This is a genomic window from Herbaspirillum frisingense GSF30 (genome assembly GCF_000300975.2).
Classification (GTDB): domain Bacteria; phylum Pseudomonadota; class Gammaproteobacteria; order Burkholderiales; family Burkholderiaceae_D; genus Herbaspirillum; species Herbaspirillum frisingense.
Window position 1 is genome coordinate 113,275 of record NZ_AEEC02000013.1, and the last position, 17,180, is coordinate 130,454.

At 63.0% G+C, this 17,180-nt stretch carries 15 protein-coding genes; 7 read left to right on the forward strand and 8 right to left on the reverse strand.

Annotated elements, in window-relative coordinates:
- Nucleotides 1–3 precede the first annotated feature (3 nt).
- From HFRIS_RS11270 to HFRIS_RS11285, 4 genes are read left to right on the forward strand one after another with little or no spacing between them, the layout of a single operon-like run.
- Nucleotides 4–1,749, forward strand: coding sequence for an esterase/lipase family protein (locus HFRIS_RS11270; RefSeq protein ID WP_006463468.1), 1,746 nt, complete (start codon nt 4–6; stop codon nt 1,747–1,749).
- Nucleotides 1,746–3,137, forward strand: coding sequence for a T6SS immunity protein Tli4 family protein (locus HFRIS_RS11275; RefSeq protein ID WP_161625972.1), 1,392 nt, complete (start codon nt 1,746–1,748; stop codon nt 3,135–3,137). Before HFRIS_RS11270 ends, HFRIS_RS11275 begins: the two co-directional genes overlap by 4 nt.
- Nucleotides 3,137–4,270: a T6SS immunity protein Tli4 family protein gene (locus HFRIS_RS11280; protein WP_006463470.1), complete on the forward strand. Its 1,134-nt coding sequence runs from the start codon at nt 3,137–3,139 to the stop codon at nt 4,268–4,270. The genes HFRIS_RS11275 and HFRIS_RS11280 overlap by 1 nt, the downstream gene beginning before the upstream one ends.
- A 36-nt stretch (nt 4,271–4,306) precedes the next feature.
- A complete protein-coding gene (locus tag HFRIS_RS11285) occupies nt 4,307–4,573 on the forward strand; it encodes a PAAR domain-containing protein (protein ID WP_006463471.1) in 267 nt (88 codons plus the stop codon).
- A gap of 9 nt (nt 4,574–4,582) precedes the next feature.
- On the opposite strand, the gene HFRIS_RS11290 is transcribed toward HFRIS_RS11285, so the two are convergent.
- The 7 genes from HFRIS_RS11290 to HFRIS_RS11320 all read right to left on the reverse strand — a co-directional run bounded on the left by HFRIS_RS11290 (nt 4,583) and on the right by HFRIS_RS11320 (nt 11,356).
- Nucleotides 4,583–6,187 (reverse strand): methyl-accepting chemotaxis protein, encoded by a 1,605-nt coding sequence (locus HFRIS_RS11290; protein ID WP_006463472.1) that lies wholly within the window; start codon nt 6,185–6,187, stop codon nt 4,583–4,585.
- Between the two features lie 242 nt (nt 6,188–6,429).
- The gene (locus HFRIS_RS11295) at nt 6,430–7,068 is read right to left on the reverse strand and encodes an ABC transporter ATP-binding protein (RefSeq protein ID WP_006463473.1); all 639 of its coding nucleotides are present in this window, start codon (nt 7,066–7,068) and stop codon (nt 6,430–6,432) included.
- A gap of 23 nt (nt 7,069–7,091) precedes the next feature.
- A complete protein-coding gene (locus HFRIS_RS11300; RefSeq protein ID WP_006463474.1) occupies nt 7,092–7,343 on the reverse strand; it encodes a hypothetical protein in 252 nt (83 codons plus the stop codon).
- Between the two features lie 169 nt (nt 7,344–7,512).
- The gene (locus HFRIS_RS11305) at nt 7,513–7,977 is read right to left on the reverse strand and encodes a DUF2269 family protein (RefSeq protein ID WP_006463475.1); all 465 of its coding nucleotides are present in this window, start codon (nt 7,975–7,977) and stop codon (nt 7,513–7,515) included.
- Nucleotides 7,978–7,988: 11 nt separating this feature from the next.
- Nucleotides 7,989–9,281, reverse strand: a complete 1,293-nt coding sequence (locus HFRIS_RS11310; RefSeq protein WP_006463476.1) for an SDR family oxidoreductase — start codon at nt 9,279–9,281, stop codon at nt 7,989–7,991.
- 100 nt (nt 9,282–9,381) lie between these two features.
- Nucleotides 9,382–9,918: a GbsR/MarR family transcriptional regulator gene (locus HFRIS_RS11315; RefSeq protein ID WP_039875345.1), complete on the reverse strand. Its 537-nt coding sequence runs from the start codon at nt 9,916–9,918 to the stop codon at nt 9,382–9,384.
- Between the two features lie 196 nt (nt 9,919–10,114).
- Nucleotides 10,115–11,356: an MFS transporter gene (locus HFRIS_RS11320; protein WP_006463478.1), complete on the reverse strand. Its 1,242-nt coding sequence runs from the start codon at nt 11,354–11,356 to the stop codon at nt 10,115–10,117.
- Between the two features lie 133 nt (nt 11,357–11,489).
- Between HFRIS_RS11320 and HFRIS_RS11325 the strand changes: the two genes are divergently transcribed.
- Nucleotides 11,490–12,479: a LysR family transcriptional regulator gene (locus HFRIS_RS11325; protein ID WP_006463479.1), complete on the forward strand. Its 990-nt coding sequence runs from the start codon at nt 11,490–11,492 to the stop codon at nt 12,477–12,479.
- 28 nt (nt 12,480–12,507) lie between these two features.
- Here HFRIS_RS11325 and HFRIS_RS11330 read toward each other — a convergent pair whose 3' ends face one another.
- Nucleotides 12,508–13,998, reverse strand: a complete 1,491-nt coding sequence (locus tag HFRIS_RS11330) for an acetyl-CoA hydrolase/transferase family protein (RefSeq protein ID WP_006463480.1) — start codon at nt 13,996–13,998, stop codon at nt 12,508–12,510.
- 186 nt (nt 13,999–14,184) lie between these two features.
- Between HFRIS_RS11330 and HFRIS_RS11335 the strand changes: the two genes are divergently transcribed.
- Complete coding sequence (locus HFRIS_RS11335; RefSeq protein WP_006463481.1) at nt 14,185–15,081, forward strand: LysR substrate-binding domain-containing protein; 897 nt, start codon at nt 14,185–14,187, stop codon at nt 15,079–15,081.
- Between the two features lie 304 nt (nt 15,082–15,385).
- Nucleotides 15,386–17,180: FUSC family protein (locus tag HFRIS_RS11340; RefSeq protein WP_051110911.1), on the forward strand; the 1,795-nt coding region annotated here is incomplete at its 3' end.

Here is a 17,180-nt window from a genome sequence, read left to right on the forward strand (position 1 = left end):
GCAATGAATCAGACAGTGAAGCAGGCAAACAACCCGGAACCCACCCGCCTGGTCGGCACCAGCTGGGACGATCAGGGCAACGATGTGGCGCAGTCGGTCCTGACCGGCAAGAGCATGAAGGTGCGCGCCCTGTGCCTCACCTCGCCGGATGCGGTGCTGCCCATCGTCTTCGTGCCGGGGATCATGGGGACGCGGCTCAAGGTCAAGGGCCGTGATAAAGGGGCGGCATGGTTTCCGCCGGAAGGTAAATGGGACGGCATCGCCCTTCTGCTTGGGCATACAAGACGCACCGCAGCAGACCGGCAGCGGCTACTTAATCCCAACAATACCGAGGTCGATGATGAAGGCCCCGCCTACCCTGATGACATAAGCAAAACTTTGTTATCGTTTGCGCCGGGCAAGACCGACGCCGAGCGCGTCCGATGGCGGGGCTGGGGACAGCTACATGGCGATAGCTATGAAAAGATCCTGGATTTTTTGGAAAAGAGCATGGCGCTCATTTTTGACCCGGCCAGCCAAGGCAAGAAGCTCACCTCGCAGTGGCAGGAACTGGTGATGAATCGTCAGGATGCCGGGAAGCTGGGCGCGCAGAAGCCCTTCGTTGTGTTGAAGGAGCAGCAGCTCCGCGACGCGGCCGAATTACTTTATCCAGTACATGCGGTGGGTTACAACTGGTTGCAGAGTAACAAGGTCTCGGCGAAGCGACTGGCTACAGAGATCGAGCGCATTACCGCCTATTACCGTAGTAAGAGGAAGTCTTGCGAGCAAGTGATCCTGGTCACGCACAGTATGGGCGGTCTGGTCGCCCGCGCCTGTGTACAGCTACCAGAAATGCAGGAGCGCATCCTTGGTGTAGTGCATGGAGTTATGCCGGCCTTGGGAGCACCGGCCACCTACAAGCGCATACGCGCTGGCTTCGAAGGGGCGGCACAGGTGATCCTCGGTCGCAATGGCGCTGAGTGTACCGCCGTAATGGCGAACGCCGCAGGGCCACTGGAACTGCTTCCTACCAATCAATACCGGACCTGGGCCAACGGCGTAGAGCGGCATTGGCTACGGGTCAGCTATATCAGTATGGGGCAGCGTGGGTTCCCTGAAGAGATGGAGAGCTTTTTGGGTGAAGGCGATCCTTACGCGAACATCTATCTCAACAATACGACTGATTGGTGGAAACTGGTGAGGGAGGATTTGATTGATCCGGTGGGCAGGGAGGTTCAGGCGAGAGCTAAGTCCGATGGCAAGCGGACGGCTACAGGTGGCCCCGACAACGCGGACTTTGATAAGTATGTAAAAAATATGAAGATAGCGATGGAGCTCCACCAGATGATCGCCGATAAGTATCACCCGACGACTTACGCTTATTACGCTGCTGATCCTCAGAAGCCATCGTGGAATGAAGTGACGTGGAAAAGTCCATTACCTGTACCAAGCACTCCAAGATCAGCCGTACTGAAACTCGATGATCTAAACGGAACGGTAGAACTCGCCATCGCGGGAAAGCATCGAGCGCGCTTCAGTATTCAGGATGGGACTGGTCCAGGAGACGGCACGGTACCTGCCGAGTCGGGCGCGGCACCTAAGCCGCATGCAATTCAGATCTTCAGGCACGAAGGAAAATCGAAATCGCATGATAGTTACGAACATCAACATTCATATAACGCCCCAATTGCACAGGCAGTAACTCTGTATTCCATTGTCAGCATTGTTTCCTCGTCTCCATGGGTGAGGCGCCAATCGGCGAAGACATGAAACGACGATACCTTGTCCATCTCGTATTTTATTCTTCGCTATTGTTTGCAACACGTGGCGATAACGACAGCGCTGACCGGCGTTCCAATTATATGAACATGCAAGCTAACTTCACTTCCCCGGCCGTATCAACATTCTGCGTAGGTCGATTTCTTATCGATGTACCACTGGGATCCGCCCTTAGCGGTGGTAACTTCAATTACGACTATCTTCAGATTGAACGCCCTGTTGGGAAGTCGTTTGAGGAGTTTCAGCGCGAACTAAGCCAAAAGGAAATCAACCTCAAGGCGGAGAAGCACGAGCAGGATCCGAGCCTGCTGCGCGAATTGCGGACGCCGAGTATGGAGTCTCGTGTTTTTTCTTTCTGGGAATTTCCTACGGCAGCAGGTTTGATTGAAGTTGAGGGGTATCGCTGGATCGATGGAACACAATATCTGTTCAAGGCGCAAGCTGGGACCAGCCCGCCTGTCGAGGGAACGATGAGTCGGGAAGAGCTTGTTCTCGGCAAGATGGAGAAGGCCCTCACGCATCTTCGGCCGCGCCTCGAAACGGAAATCCCTGCGGAACCCGGCTACTGTTTTGAAGGAGGTTTTATTGCTAGCGCCGAGTGGGAGGCCGAAGAAGCAGGTATCGATATCGATATTGCAGATCATCCCGACGCATTCGTTTCAGTTTGGTTCTATCCCTTAGCCATGAGCAAACATGACCTCCCGCTACTGGAGCGCATGGATGGAGTTCTGCAATCGCTCGGTCGCCTCGCCACATCAGTGCGGGTCCTGCGCAGCGGTAATCGCCAAGTCGGCCCCTATCGTGGCCAGGAACATCTGGCGACGGCACCGAACAGTGGTGGCATGCGCGGCCACAGCTTCATCTGGGAGACCGAAGGTGAAGGTACCCTCGATACGCCAGCACTCAAGATCGAACTCACTACCGGTCATCGAGACAGGGATGGCAACCCGCAAAAGACAAAATTGACGGATGAGCAAGCTATGAAGCTCTGGGACGAAGTTCTCAACAGCTTCCGCGTGCGTCCGACCACGGACCCGCAGAAAACCAGCCAGAACAATCCTCCATCCTCCCCCTTGCGTCCTCTCGGCGAGCTCGCCGGGACCGGTAGCATCTGCCCGCAGAATGGCTGGTGGCGATGCGTTGACACGGGCAATGTTGCGGGCGGTCGTCGGCGCTTCTTCAAGGCTGGGGAGACGATGCCCTCCGTTGTCCTGCTGGGTCCGCCGAACCTGTGGCAGGCATTGCGCAAGAAGCCACCGACATATGAAACAAAGACCGTATGGGCCCTGGTCGATTATGAAGAAGGGGCCGACGTCACCAGTTCTGAAAGCGGCTCCGCTGGTGAAAATGCAGATACGCAAGGCAGGAGCAAGTCGTGATGCGCCGCGCACTCTCTTGGTTGATCTTCTCACTAGCGGTGTCGGTCGTGACCACCTGCGCTGCTGATAGTGGTGACCAGCGATCAGAACTGATAAACGACCGTCCAGCTCCTTCTGTGTCCACTTTCTGCGTAGGGCGATTTCTTATCGACGTACCCCAGGGATCTAGGCTTAGTGGAGCAGACTACAAGTACGATTACCTGCAGATCGAGCGTCCTGAGCCGAAGTCGTTCGAGGACTTTCATCGCGAATTCAATCAAAAGGAAGCACGGCTAAAAGCGGAAAAGCACGAGAAGGACCCAAGCCTCTTGCGCATATCAAGGACGCCGACAGCAGACTCTCGTGTTTTAAGTTTCTGGAAATTCGATATGTCGGCAGGTCTCATCGAAGTCGAAGGATACCGTTGGATTGATGGCACACAGTATGTGTTGAAAGCGCGAGCAGGAACCAGCCCGCCGGTCGAGGGAACCATAAGCCGAGAAGAGCTGATCCTCGGTAAGATGGAAAAGGCTCTTTCACATCTTCGTCCGCGTCTCGACACTGAAATTCCTGCAGAACCCGGCTACTGCTTTGAGGGCGGCTTTATCGCCAGCCCGGAGTGGGAGCTGGAAGAGGCCGGAATCGATATCGACATCGCCGGTCATCCCGATGCGTTTGTCTCCGTCTGGTTTTACCCTCTACACATGAGCAGGCACGACCGTCCACTGCTGGAACGCATGGGCGGAGTGCTGCAATTTTTGGGTCGCCTGGCCACGTCGGTACGGGTTTTGCGCAGCGGCAATCGACAAGTCGGCCCCTACCGTGGCCAGGAGCATCTGGCAACGGCGCCGAACAGCGGCGGCATGCGCGGTCACAGCTTCATCTGGGAAACCGAAGGCGAAGGTACCCTGGACACGCCAGCACTCAAGATCGAACTCACCACCGGTCACCGCGACAAAGACCGCAATCCGCAAAAGACAAAACTAACGGATGAGCAAGCCATGAAGCTCTGGGACGAAGTTCTCAACAGCTTCCGCGTACGCCCCACCGCAAGCCCCGAAAAGCTGCTTCACCGCGATCCCCCTGCCGGGATGCCCCAGCCTGCCGAGACTCCACAATCCGGCGTTGCCCACCCCGCCGGGTCCGCCTCCTGATCACTCTCTCCAATCCCTGCCCGAAAGGAAATCCCCATGCCCAAGATCATTCGTCTCGGTGACGCCACCTCCCACGGTGGCAAGGTCACCAGCGTCAGCGCCTCACACTTCAAGGTCAATGGCATTGCCGTGGCCCGTGTAGGCGACCCTTGCAGTTGCCCGCAGAAGGGCCACGAGAATTGCACCATCGTCGAAGGCCATGCCCATCACAAGATCAATGGCGTCGCCGTCGCCTACGAGGGCCACAAGACCAGTTGCGGCGCGACCCTGATTGCCAGTGCCAACAACTTCAGCGCTCAATAGCGGATCGACCTACGCATAGGCCAGCCGACCCCTCGTCGGCAACTCCAGCACCGCCAATCCCGGCGTCCCTCCTTCCAGCCTGAACACCGACACCAGCCGCGCCAGTTGCGCGGCCTGGTCCTGCAGCGACTGCGCCGCCGCAGCGGCTTGCTCTACCAGCGCTGCATTCTGCTGGGTCACCTGGTCCATCTGCACGATGGCCAGGTTCACCTGTTCGATGCCGGCGCTCTGTTCCTGCCCGGCTGAGCTGATCTCGTTGACCACGGCACCCACCCGCTGCACGCTTTGCACCACCTCCTGCATGGTCAGTCCGGCCTGCTCCACCAGCTTGCTGCCATCGCTGACCCGCTGTACCGAGTCGGCGATGAGGCCCTTGATCTCGTGGGCCGCCGTGGCCGAGCGTTGCGCCAGCGCACGCACCTCCGAGGCCACCACCGCAAAGCCGCGGCCCTGCTCGCCGGCGCGGGCCGCTTCCACCGCTGCGTTCAGGGCGAGGATGTTGGTCTGGAAGGCGATGCCATCGATGACACCGATGATGTCCACGATCTTCCTGGAAGAATCGTCGATGGCTCCCATGGTCTTTACCACCTGGCTGACCACCTCCCCTCCCTGGCGCGCGATGTCCGAGGCCGAGCCCGCAAGTTGATCGGCCTGGCCGGCGTGGCTGGCGTTTTGCCGGACGGTGGCGGTGAGCTGCTCCATCGATGAGGCAGTCTCCTCCAGCGAAGCTGCCTGCTCCTCGGTGCGGGAAGACAAGTCCAGGTTGCCTCGCGCAATCTCGCTGCTGGCCGTGGCGATGGTATCGGTGGAGACGCGCACCTGGCTCACGATCTCCAGCAGCCGGTCATTCATCTTCTTCAAGGCACGCAGGAGCATGCTGGTCTCATCGCGCCCATGGGCGTCGATGGCCGAGGTCAGGTCGCCGGCCGCCACGGTCTCGGCCACGCGCACAGCGCGGTCCAGGGGCCGGGTGATGCTGCGCGTGATCATCCAGGCGATGGCGGTGGCGGCCGCCAGACCGACGACGGCCAGCGTCAGCAGCAGCGCGCGCGCTTGCTGGTAGTTGTCCTCGACTTCGTCGCCCGCCCTTTTCATCATGTCGTGCTGCAGCTTGATGAGGGCGTCGGCGGCGCTCATGGTGGCGCTCTGTACCGGGCGCACTTCGTCGATGAGCACATCGATGGCACCCTCCTTGCCACCCTGCTGCACCATGGTCAGGACCTTGTCGCGTTTTTCCATGTAGGCCGTCTGGGCGCTGAGCAGCTTGCCCAGGGCGGCACGGCTGTCGGCGTCGGTAAGCAGGCGGTCCAGTTGCGCCAGGTCCTCGCGCACGGCCTTGTCGGCCCCGGTGATGCGGTCGTACTCGCTCTTGATCTGTGCCTCCTTCTTGAGCAGCACGATGTTGCGTACCGAGCGCGCCACCAGGTTGAGCTGGTCGACAATGTCGCCGGCAACCACGGTCTTGGGATACTTGTCGTGGATCACGTCCTTCATCTGGCCATTCAGCTGAGCCAGACGCACGATGCCGCTGGCGGCCATGGCCAGCATCAGTACCATCAGCAGGCCGAAGCCCAACCACAGACGCACACGGATGGTGACGTTGGAAAGTTGCATGGAATTCCCCCTGTTATCGTTTCATTGTCGGTAGGCAAGCAGGCTGGGCGACGTAACCGGAAAGCAAGGCGCGGGCAGCAGTCCGGTTGTGCCCTGCCTCTTCCAGCATAGAAGACGATGCAGTTGAAACCAAGCACGGCCTTGTTGCGGGCGGGCGCCGACAGGCCGAAGACTCAGGCGTCCCGACGCAACTCGGCGGGGAGAGAATGTGAAGGTGGAACGGGGACCGGGCGTGGGATCGCTCAGTCGCCCAGGTCGATGGTCCCGGCCAGGCGGATGGCCGTCGGGGTTTCGTACATCGCCACCACCCAGGCCTGCTGGGCATCATCGGCATGCGCATCGAGCGTGGCGGCGACGAAGTTGATCGAGGCCCGGTCGAGGCTGGCATAGGGGTCGTCCAGCAGCGTGAGCGTGGCGTGGGCGGCAAAGGCGGCCGCCAGGTAGACCTTGCGCTTGCTGCCGGTGGAGAGCATGAAGAGCTTCTTTTCCAGATGGGGCGTCAGCGACAGGCCCTCGGTCAGGGCCGGCAGCAGGCTATGGTCGAAGCGCGGAAACCGCGCGGCCATCGCCGCGAATACCTCCGCCGGCAACATCTGGTCGTAGGCCTCGGTACGCGGGTCGATGAAGAAGACCTGACGTCGATAGGCTTCGCCATCGCTGTCCAGGCGCATGCCGTCCAGTTCCAGAACCCCGTCGCGTGCCGGCATGAAGCCGCCCAGCAGGTTCAGCAGCGTGGTCTTGCCGCGCCCATCGCCGCCACGCACCAGCGTCACGCCGGAGGTGATGCGGGCCGAGAAGTCCTGGAACAGATCCAGACCGGGATAGGAAAAATTGAGGCGGGAAGCCAGCAGCAGGGCAGCACGATCAGCAGCTTGGGTCATCGGATGGATTGGGTGAGGCCGTTTCAACGGCGTTGGCGACGGGCGGCTTGTCGTTCTGCTTCCTGGGCGGCGCGTTTCTCCTTGCGGGCATCGGCCAGCATCGCCAGTGCCAGCGCCAGTGGCGGATACAGGAGGATCAGGCCGCTCCAGTCGTGATCGGACAGAAACATCAGGGCCGCAATGCAGAGGTCGACGGCCATCAGCAACATCAGTGGCCAGCCCACGGGCGCACCAAGGAAGGTCTTCTGTCGCTTGTTCTTGAAATACAGGGCCATGCCGTTCACCGTGCCGTGTTGTTCGCCGCGTGGCCGCCGCGCCGCGCCGGATGGGCGCTATCACTGGCCGGGATCATGTTGGCGATGGGTTGTCTCCTGCCCGCGATTATAGAAGATGTGAAGGATCAGGGGGCATGCGGCGGCAGATGTTCCCCGCAAGAAAACCTGCTTACATCGGCTTGTTGACCATCAACCAATACACCACGAGCAGTCCGCCGAAAGCGGGAAAGCCGAGCACAGTCCAGATTTTTTCCAAGCGCCAAAAGCGCGCCGGCAACTCAGTGCCCTGCCTAGCGGCGATCTGCGCCATGTCGCGCATCCGCAATTGCAGCCAGACGACCGGTAGCCAGCAGGCGCCAGCCAGGGCGTAGAGCGCAAGTGACCAGATGATCCAGGGCGAATGCAAGGGATAACCCGCCAGGTGGATCATCCAGAAGCCCGACAGGGGCTGCACGATCACCGACGGCGTCGTGAACCACCAGTCGGCGCGTGCGACCCAGCGCGTGACCACGGCAATGGCCTGCACGTTGTGGCTGCGATTGACGAAGAACATGTAGAAGGCGGTGCCGAAGCCGGTCCCAAACATGAACGTGGCCGAGATGATGTGTACCCACTTGATGGTGAGGTAGGTCATGGAAATTCCTTTCAACGTAGGCGCCACATGACGCAAAAGAGAAGCAGCAAAGGCAGGTTCTTCGAGAGCGGCCCGAATGGGTGAGCCCAGAATTGCGGCAGAAAGACCGTCATCAGCAGCGTGTAACCCGCGACCAGGCCTATCTGCACCGGCCACAGCACGCCATGCCAGCGACGGGCACGGACCAGTCCTGTCAACAGGGCCGTACCGAGCGCGGCATCGGTGAGGCTGGCGGTGGCCAGCACGAACTCATGCAGCCTGGGCGGGATGGCGCATGCTGACAGCCAGGCATGGCTTTGTTCGTGTGGCCAGGCGAACCATGAGACATACGCGGTATATAGCCATAGCCAGGCGATGATCACGGTCAAGGCCGGATAGGCCCAGCCGGCGATGGCCGCTGGCCGGAGGGAGGGGGTGGCGAAACCGGCGGGATCACGTGGCGAACGGCCCAGAATCTGGCACATCATGCTGTTATCCGGACAGAGGCGACCGTCCTGGCTGGCCGCCAGCATGGTCAGCGGCTCCGGGGCGAGCATCGGCAGTCGCAGCCAGGCGCTGACGTGCGCGATCGGTTGCGCCAGGGCAAACGGCAAGTGGCCCAGCCAGGCAGGCGGCGCTCCCATGGCCTGACGCAGAAGGCTGATGTACTGCGCCAGGGTCATCTTGCGCGGGCCGGCGACGTCGATGCGGCGTGGCCAGGTCTCTCCGGCCAGCCGCATGCGCACGAGGGCCACGATCAGCGCCGCCAGGTCGTCCACGGAGATGGGTTGCACCGGCACGTTCGCGCCAGGGAGCAGCACGAGGGGCAGTGTGGCCAGTCCCAGGAACAGCTTGCTGCTGGCGCCCTGGGGACTGAAGACCAGCGAGGGGCGCAGGATGGTACAGGCGATATCCTGTGCGGCCAGCCACTCTTCTCCCCTTCCTTTGCTGGCCCAATATGCAGTAGGTACGGTGCTGGCACTGCCCAGCGCGGAGAGATGGATCAGTGCGCAATGCCGCTTCCTGCATGCCGCGCTGAGGGCTTGCAGCATGGTGCAATGGAGTATCTCGAAGTCCCCGCTTCGCTTTTCGGCGATGATGCCGACGCAGTTGACGACGAGCTCGACCCCCTCCAGCATGGCCTCCCACTGGGCGGTGGTCGGTAATTGGGTGACGTCCACGCCGATCCATGGCGCGGTGCTTGCGGCGACCTCCTGTTCCGGCTGTCGACGACTGGCGCCGATGACCTCATGACCCTCTGCCAGCAATGCCTGTAGCGTGCACGCGCCGATGGCGCCCGTGGCGCCCAGAACCAGAATCCTCATCGTCGTTTCTCCGAAAGTTTTGTCATTTATTTCTGTAAATACAGAAATAATTCTTTAAAAAAATGCGAGATCTTCCGGTAAGGAGATCTCGCTTGATCATTCAGGTCTTGTCGTCGGTGCTCAGCAGTCGCGCCACCTTGCCGCCCATTTTCAGGAAGCGCTTGAGCGTGGCAGGCGGAAGATGCTTGTAGTCGTCGTAGGAAGCCGTCAGCATCTGCAGGAAGTTCAGCGCCTCATCCATGCGCCCCTGCGCGGCTTTGCTCAAACTTTTGTCATGCCTGGCTTCGGAAGCGCAGTCGCGCAATACCGTCAAGGTCGGGTCGATCTCGCGCCGCTTGCGCTCCTCCACAATGGCCCGAAAGATTTCCCAGACGTCTTGCAGCGCCACGAAATGATCACGCCGGTCGCCAGCGAGATGAACAATGCGCACCAGGCCCCAGCTTTGCAGCTCCTTGAGACTGTTACTGACGTTGGACCGTGCAACATTGAGCGTTTCAGTGATTTCTTCCGCGTGCATGGGCTGGTCGGCCAGGAACAGCAAGGCCTGGATTTGCGCGACGGTGCGATTGACGCCCCAGCGTGTCCCCATTTCTCCCCAGTGGAGAACGTATTTCTGTGCGGTTGGGCCAAGATCCATTGTCATTCCTCTTCCGTTATTTCTGTCATTACAGAAATTTTAGATAGCACTGCCGTGGCCGTCAACCTGATTGCGGGTCTGTTAATGACAGACGGGGAGACGGCATGACGGACCAGAAAAATAAAAAACGGCCCCGGCAAAGCCGGGACCGTCGTTGTTTCAGTCAATCTCAGGGAAAACAGATCGCGCTTAAGGCTCAGTGTGCCGTGGCCGCCCCCGGCCACATCCGCACCACCAGGGCCAGCAGGGCCGACAGGGTTGCCAGGGCGACTACCGCGATCCAGCCCCACTGGGCCAGCGCCAGGCTGCCCAGGGCGGCACCGGCGGCCATGCCGATGAACATGCCTACGAACAGCACGGCATTCAGACGGCTGCGGGCGCCCGGTTCGATGCTGTAGACGATGGTCTGGTGTGCCACCAGGGTAGCCTGCACGCCGAGGTCGAAGCCGATGGCGGCCAGGGCCAGCAAGACCAGTTGACCCTGGGTCGAGAACCACGGTGCCAGCGCCATCGAGGCGAAGGCCAGGGCAGCCAGTGTCACGCCCAGACGGGTCACCAGTTCCGGACCTTTCTTGTCGGAAATGCGGCCAGCCAGGGGAGCGGCCAGCGCACCGGCGGCACCGGCCAGGCCAAAGGCACCGGCAGCGGCGCTACCCAGGTGGAAGGGTGCGCCATGCAGCATCACCGCCAGGGTCGACCAGAAGGCCGAGAAACCGACCGACAGCAGGCCCTGGGCCAGGGCGGCACGACGCAGGGCGCCATGCTTGCTGACCAGCGTACCCAGCGAGCCCAGCAGCGCGCCATACGACAGACGCGAAGTCGGGTGGAAGCGCGGCAGGCCACGCCACGCGGCCAGGCCGACCAGGGCGATGCTGGCCGAGGCGCCCACGAACATGGCGCGCCAGCCGAAGTGTTCAGCCACGAAGCCGCTGACCACCCGCGAGAGCAGGATGCCCAGCAGCAAGCCGGTCATGACGGTGCCGACGATGCGGCCGCGATGCTGTTCCGGTGCCAGGGTGGCGGCAGCCGGGACGATGTCCTGGGCCATGGTGGCGGTCAGGCCGATGGCCAGACTGGCCGCCAGCAGCGTGCCTACACCCGAGGCGGCGCCGGCCAGCAGCAACGCCACCGTCAGGATGGCGGCCTTGATCAGGATGATGCGGCGGCGGTCGTAGCGGTCGCCCAGCGGTGCCAGCAGCAGGATGCCCAGGGCATAGCCGAGCTGGGTCGACATCGGCACCATGCCCACTGCGCGCTCGGAGGCGCCGATGTCATCGGCCAGCACGCCCAGCATGGGCTGCGAATAGTAGAGGGAAGCCACGGCCAGGCCGGCGCCAGTGGCCAGCAGGCCAATCAGGGCCGCCGACAGGCCATTGGCATGCGCGGCTGGCTGGCCGGAAACCGGGGCAGCGGTATGCGTCTTTTGAATGCTGTTCATGATGGAACTCCGTAGGGTTTGTCTTGCGGCCGGCCCGGGAAACCCCCTCTTTGCCAGCGTTGGAACGGATTCTCCGCCTCCTGGCTCGCATCCGGTAGTAGCGCACGCGGCAGAATTGTTATACGTTAGCCGTATGAGCAAGCCTATCCCCCCCTCCCCTGGCGCGTCCGATCAGCCCAATACGGCCAGCTTTTCCGCGGCCGGGCTGACCGACCGCATCGAGCTGATCCAGACTTTCGTACGCATCGTCGATGCCGGCAGCCTGTCGGCGGCGGCGGCCCAGCTGGCCACCACCCAGCCCACCATCAGTCGTCGCCTGCAGACCCTGGAGCGCTCGCTGGGCGTACGCCTGCTGCAGCGTTCCACCCATGCGATGAAGATGACCGAGGATGGCGAACGCTGTTATGAACGGGCCAAGGAATTGCTGGCCGGGTGGGATGAGTTCGAGAACGAGTTGCGTGGCGCCCGGCAGCATGCCGAAGGGACCTTGCGGGTGGCCGTGCCGCACGCCTTCGGCCAGGAGCAGCTGATCGGCCCGCTGGCGCAGTTCATGCGCAACCATCCGCGCATCACGGTGGAATGGCTGCTGCACGACCGTGCCGCCGATTTCATCAGCCAGGGGATAGACTGCGCGATCCAGGTCGGTGAGGTGGCTGACCCCTCGGTGGTGGCGATCCATCTGGCCGAGGTGCCGCGCATGACGGTGGTCGCCCCCACCCTTCTGCAGGGACGGGCATTGCCGCAGTCGCCGGCCGAGCTGGCGGACCTGCCATGGATCGCCATTCCCGCCTTCTACCGCCGCGAAGTGACGCTGACCCACGCCCACAGTGGGGAGCGCAGCCAGGTGGCGTTCCGGCCCCAGCTGGTCACCGATAGCCTCTACGCCCTGCGCAATGCGGCCATCGCCGGCATGGGCGCGGCCGTAGGTTCATCCTGGGTACTGTCCGAGGATGTGGCCGCCGGTCGGCTGGTGCAATTGCTGCCGGAATGGGAGCCGGCACCCCTGCCGGTCTCGCTGTTGTACCCCTACGCCCGCTTCTACCCGGCGCGCCTGCGCCACTTCATCGATACCATGAAGGAAGCCATGCCCGGTGTGGTCCACAAGGCCGTCGGCCGGACTTGACCGGTAGCCGCCCGGCGGTCGGCCGATGTCAGTCCAGACGCATGGTCTGGTGCGTGGCAAAGCGCTGGTGCCAGGAGAACGCCTCGCCCAGCAGGTGCGGCGTATGGCCACCGGCATGGCAGGCGCGCTCGAAGTAGTCGCGCAGCTGCGGGCGGTAATCCGGATGGCAGCACTGCTCGATCACCTTCACGGCGCGTTCGCGCGGCGCCAGGCCACGCAGGTCGGCCAGGCCCCATTCGGTGACCAGTACATCGACGTCATGCTCGCTGTGGTCCACATGCGAGACCATCGGCACTACGCTGGAGACGGCACCGTCCTTGGCCACCGACTTCGACACGAAGATCGAAATCTGCCCGTTGCGCGCAAAATCGCCCGAGCCGCCGATGCCGTTCATCATGTGCGTGCCGCCTACGTGGGTGGAATTGACGTTGCCGTAGATGTCGAACTCCAGCGCCGTGTTCAGCCCGATGATGCCCAATCGGCGCACCAGCTCCGGATGATTGCTGATCTCCTGCGGGCGCAGCACCAGCTTGTCGCGGTAACGCTCGATATTGGCCAGGAAGTGCGCATACTTGGCCTGCGACAACGTGATCGAGGAAGCCGAGGCAAAGGCCAGCTGGCCCGAATCGAGCAGGTCGATGGCGCTGTCCTGCAAGACTTCCGAATACATCACCAGATCGCGGAACGGCGAATCGACCAGGCCGTGCAGCACCGCATTGGCAATCGTGCCGATGCCGGCCTGCAGCGGCGCCAGCGTATGCGGCAGGCGACCGGCCTCGACTTCGCATTCCAGGAAGTGGATCACATGGCGGGCGATGGCCCGGGTCTCGTCATCCGGCGGCAGCACCGAAGACGGACTGTCGGGCGTCTCGGTGAGCACGATGGCCACCACCTTGGCCGGATCGAAGGGAATGGTGGGATGGCCGATGCGGTCGCCGGCGGCGGTCAGCGCAATGGGTTTGCGCTCCGGGCGCGGGGCCGGGAGGTAGATGTCGTGCAGACCTTCCAGTGCCAGCGGCATGCTGGTGTTGAGTTCGATGACGATCTGCGCGGCCTGCTCCACGAAGCTGGCCGAATTGCCCACCGACATGGTCGGCACGATGCCCTCCTCGGTGATGGCTGCGGCTTCGATGACCGCGATGTCGATGCGCGAAGGCGTGCCGCTGCGCAGCTGCTCGGCCGTTTCGGAGAGGTGCTGGTCGATGAACATCACCTCGCCGGCATTGATCTTCTTGCGCAGCGTGGGATCGACCTGGAACGGCAGGCGTCGCGCCAGCAGGCCCGCTTCGGCCATGAGGCCGTCGCTGCCATTGCCCAGCGAGGCGCCGGTGATGACGGTGAAATGCAGTTCTTCATGCGCGGCCCGATCGGCCAGCGCACGGGGCATGGCCTTGGCGTCGCCGGCACGGGTGAACCCGCTCAGGCCGATGGTCATGCCGTTGTGGAAAAATGTCGCCGCTTCTGCGGCCGACATCACTTTGCCGGCCAATGCGGGCTGGCGGATGCGCTGGCTATCCATGGATGGTGTGCTCCTGCTCGGGTTCTTTAGGGGGTGTGCAGTGCATCCTCGACGGACTTCTTGCATTCTTGTTTGTATCAAGTGTAGGAGCGGGTCGCTATGCACTGTATGATTAAAATTCCCGCATTCCAGTCGTAAAACGCATAGGTTGGCCGGCCCGCCTTCCCGCTGCAGAAAGCCCTCGCCATGGATATCCGCGCCCTGCGCTATTTCACCGAAACGGTGCGTCTGAACAGCTTCAGCCGCGCCGCCGACGCCTTGCACGTGACCCAGTCCACCGTCAGCAAGATGGTGCGGCAGCTGGAGGACGAGATGGAAGCTCCTCTGCTCATTCGCGATGGCCGCCGCCTGCAGCTGACCGACACCGGCCGCGTGGTCTATGAGCAGGGGCAGCAGATCCTGGCGTCGATGCAGCGCCTGGATGCCGAGGTACGCGATACCAAGGCCTTGCGCAGCGGCCGGCTGGAGATCGGCATACCGCCCATGATCAACATCCTCTGCACCCCGGTCCTGAAGGCCTTCCGCGAGCGCCATCCCGAGATCGCCATCGTGCTCCAGGAAGATACCGGCCCGCAGATCGAGCAGCGCGTCGCCAGCGGTGAGCTGGAGATCGGCATGACGGTCTTGCCGGCCGACCCCGCGCTGGAGTTGCAGACCATGCCGGTGGCGCGCTATCCGATGTGGGCGGTGGCCCAGGCCGGCAGCTTCCAGAAGAACCGCTCTACCCTGCGCTGCGCCCAGCTCGACGGCATGCCGCTGGTGCTGCTCAACAACGAATTCGGTCTTACCCGAAGCCTGCGTGGCGTGTTCCGCGAACAGGGCATCGCGCCCGAGATCGTGGCCCAGAGCGCCCAATGGGACTGGCTCGTGGCCATGGCCCTGGCGGGCATGGGTGCCGCGCTGCTGCCGGAACCCTTCATCCACCGCCTGGCCACCGACCAGTTGCAGGCGGTGCGCCTGGTCGAGCCGGAGGTGCAGTGGCAGGTGGCCTACGTCACCCGGGGCGGCTATCTCTCGCATGCGGCCAGGGCATGGATGGACCTGAGCGGCGAGCTGTTCGCCGGTGGCAAGGGCCGCAAGTAGGGTTGACTGACAAGGACCACCCTCTGTCCGCAGGACTGCGACTACCCCATCTCTCACCGGCTGGGTGGCATCTCTCCATGCATTCCTGAATATTCTCAAATGGAATGCAAAGCCGGAATTTAAGTCATGCCGTGCATGAGCGCAGCTTCCTATACTGAGCACTGCCGATGCCTGCCGCCCCTCCTCACCCGTGACGGCGGAACCGGAATGACGTCGTTGCGACCGTGAGTGCGCAGGTGTCGGCAATCCTCATGGCCAGTTTCCAGGCCGCCTGCACCCCAGCCCTCTACGTCAGCACGTGATCATGCCGCCGCCTTTGTCGTCGCTCCCGCTTTTGCAATCCCTGTCGCTGCTGTCATCGCGGTTTTCGCTCTACCGATTTCTGCTGCTGACCCATTGCCGTCGTTGTCGCACCCGGGTCGAACGCTGGCGCATGCAGTTCCCGCTGCGTCACGCCAATCTCTCCGAAGGCCTGCGTGCCGCCTGCGGTGCGGCGGCCATGCTGTTGCTGGGCGAATGGCTGGGCAATCCGCTCTTCTCCTGGGCCGCCATCGGTGCCTTTCTCACCTCGCTGGCCGACAGTGCCGGCTCCAACCGGGCAAGGCTGGCGTCCATGGGCGGCTTCGCCCTGGCCTCCACCCTGGGCGGCATGGTCGCCGCCAGCGCCGCCGGCCTGAGCGTGGAAGCGGGTTTGCTGGCCATCATGGCCTGCGCCGGTGCGGCCGGGTTTTCGCGTATCTATGGTGCAGCCGTCGGCCTGGTGCTGATGCTGGCGGCCGGGGTCTCGGCCATCATGGCCGATGCGCCGGTGGTGTTGTGGCCGCTCTCGCAAAGCCACGTCCTGATCTATTTCGCGGGCTGCCTGTGGGCGTTGCTGCTGGGCCTGACGGTCTGGCGCATCCACCCCTTCGCCCCGGCACGCCAGGCCGTCGCACGCGCCTATGGCACCCTGGCCGAACTGGCCGCCATTGCGGCCGCCAATGACCTGGACGACCCGGCCTATGCGGTGCATGCCGCCGAACTGGCCGCCCACACCCGCCGTCACGCCCGCTTCGACCTGGCCAGTGCGCATCGCGCCCTGGAGGCGGTGGCCGTGGAGCGTACCGAATCCCGCCGTCTGTATGAAAACCTGCTGGTCCGCCTGGCCCGTGCCGAGGTGCTGCTCGATGGCATCACCGTGCTGGCCGACCTGCAGCTGACGCATTATCAGGCGCCCCGCGCCCGCCAGCGCACCGGCCGCGTGCTGGCCGCCATCGCCCGCCAGCTGCAGGCCATGCAACGCGACATGCAGCGCGGTGATGCCATTGCCGCCGATGACGATGCCCGCATCATGTTGCGCCTGCGGCAACTGGTGGCGCGACTGCCCAGCGGCACCGGCCGTCTGTTGCAGCGGGTGGACACGCCACTGGCCCATGGCGGCGATGATCCCGCCCGCCTGAAGCAGGCCGCCCGCGCCGAGCGCGCGCAGCGGGTGGGAGTATCGGCCTGGTTTCATCTGCTGAGCGCGGCAGCCCGCAAGGCCGCCCTGCACGTGCGCGCCGGTTCGGCCGAATGGCATCACGCCTGGCGCTGCGCCGCCGCCGCCGGGGCCACCTATCTGATCGTGCATCTGCTGGAACTGCCCTTCGGCTACTGGGCCACCATGGCCACCATGCTGGTGATGCAGCCCAGCATCTCCGACAGCTGGTCGCGCAGCATGGAGCGCGCCGTCGGTAGCGTGGTCGGTGGCGTGCTGGCGGTGGCGGTCTGTCTGGTGGTGCATTCGCCGCTGGGGCTGGCCTTGCTGGTGTTCCCGCTGACCGTGCTGACCATGGCCCTGCGGCCGGTCAGCTATGGCCTGTATGCCACCTTCCTGACACCGGTATTCGTGCTGGTGGCCGATGTCGGCGGCGATCCGGCCCATGAACTGGCCAATGCCGCGCTGCGTGCCGGCAACAACGTCATTGGCGCGATGGTGGCGGTCCTGGCCAGCTACCTGTTCTGGCCGCGTCGCCAGCAGGAAGACCCGCAGGCGCAACTGCGCCGCATGGCCCAGCTCAACCTGGACTACCTGGCTGCGGCATTGGTACCGGCCATGCCGGCTGGCGCCGGTGGAACGG

What these genes read in the sequence shown, in the direction of transcription:
- HFRIS_RS11295 (WP_006463473.1), bottom strand. Translation starts at nt 7,068, where the DNA reads ATGACCCAAGCTGCTGATCGTGCTGCCCTGCTGCTGGCTTCCCGCCTC.
- HFRIS_RS11275 (WP_161625972.1), top strand. Translation starts at nt 1,746, where the DNA reads ATGAAACGACGATACCTTGTCCATCTCGTATTTTATTCTTCGCTATTG.
- HFRIS_RS11330 (WP_006463480.1), bottom strand. Translation starts at nt 13,998, where the DNA reads ATGGATAGCCAGCGCATCCGCCAGCCCGCATTGGCCGGCAAAGTGATG.
- HFRIS_RS11335 (WP_006463481.1), top strand. Translation starts at nt 14,185, where the DNA reads ATGGATATCCGCGCCCTGCGCTATTTCACCGAAACGGTGCGTCTGAAC.
- HFRIS_RS11310 (WP_006463476.1), bottom strand. Translation starts at nt 9,281, where the DNA reads ATGAGGATTCTGGTTCTGGGCGCCACGGGCGCCATCGGCGCGTGCACG.
- HFRIS_RS11285 (WP_006463471.1), top strand. Translation starts at nt 4,307, where the DNA reads ATGCCCAAGATCATTCGTCTCGGTGACGCCACCTCCCACGGTGGCAAG.
- HFRIS_RS11270 (WP_006463468.1), top strand. Translation starts at nt 4, where the DNA reads ATGAATCAGACAGTGAAGCAGGCAAACAACCCGGAACCCACCCGCCTG.
- HFRIS_RS11300 (WP_006463474.1), bottom strand. Translation starts at nt 7,343, where the DNA reads ATGGCCCTGTATTTCAAGAACAAGCGACAGAAGACCTTCCTTGGTGCG.
- HFRIS_RS11305 (WP_006463475.1), bottom strand. Translation starts at nt 7,977, where the DNA reads ATGACCTACCTCACCATCAAGTGGGTACACATCATCTCGGCCACGTTC.
- HFRIS_RS11325 (WP_006463479.1), top strand. Translation starts at nt 11,490, where the DNA reads ATGAGCAAGCCTATCCCCCCCTCCCCTGGCGCGTCCGATCAGCCCAAT.
- HFRIS_RS11280 (WP_006463470.1), top strand. Translation starts at nt 3,137, where the DNA reads ATGCGCCGCGCACTCTCTTGGTTGATCTTCTCACTAGCGGTGTCGGTC.
- HFRIS_RS11320 (WP_006463478.1), bottom strand. Translation starts at nt 11,356, where the DNA reads ATGAACAGCATTCAAAAGACGCATACCGCTGCCCCGGTTTCCGGCCAG.
- HFRIS_RS11315 (WP_039875345.1), bottom strand. Translation starts at nt 9,918, where the DNA reads ATGGATCTTGGCCCAACCGCACAGAAATACGTTCTCCACTGGGGAGAA.
- HFRIS_RS11290 (WP_006463472.1), bottom strand. Translation starts at nt 6,187, where the DNA reads ATGCAACTTTCCAACGTCACCATCCGTGTGCGTCTGTGGTTGGGCTTC.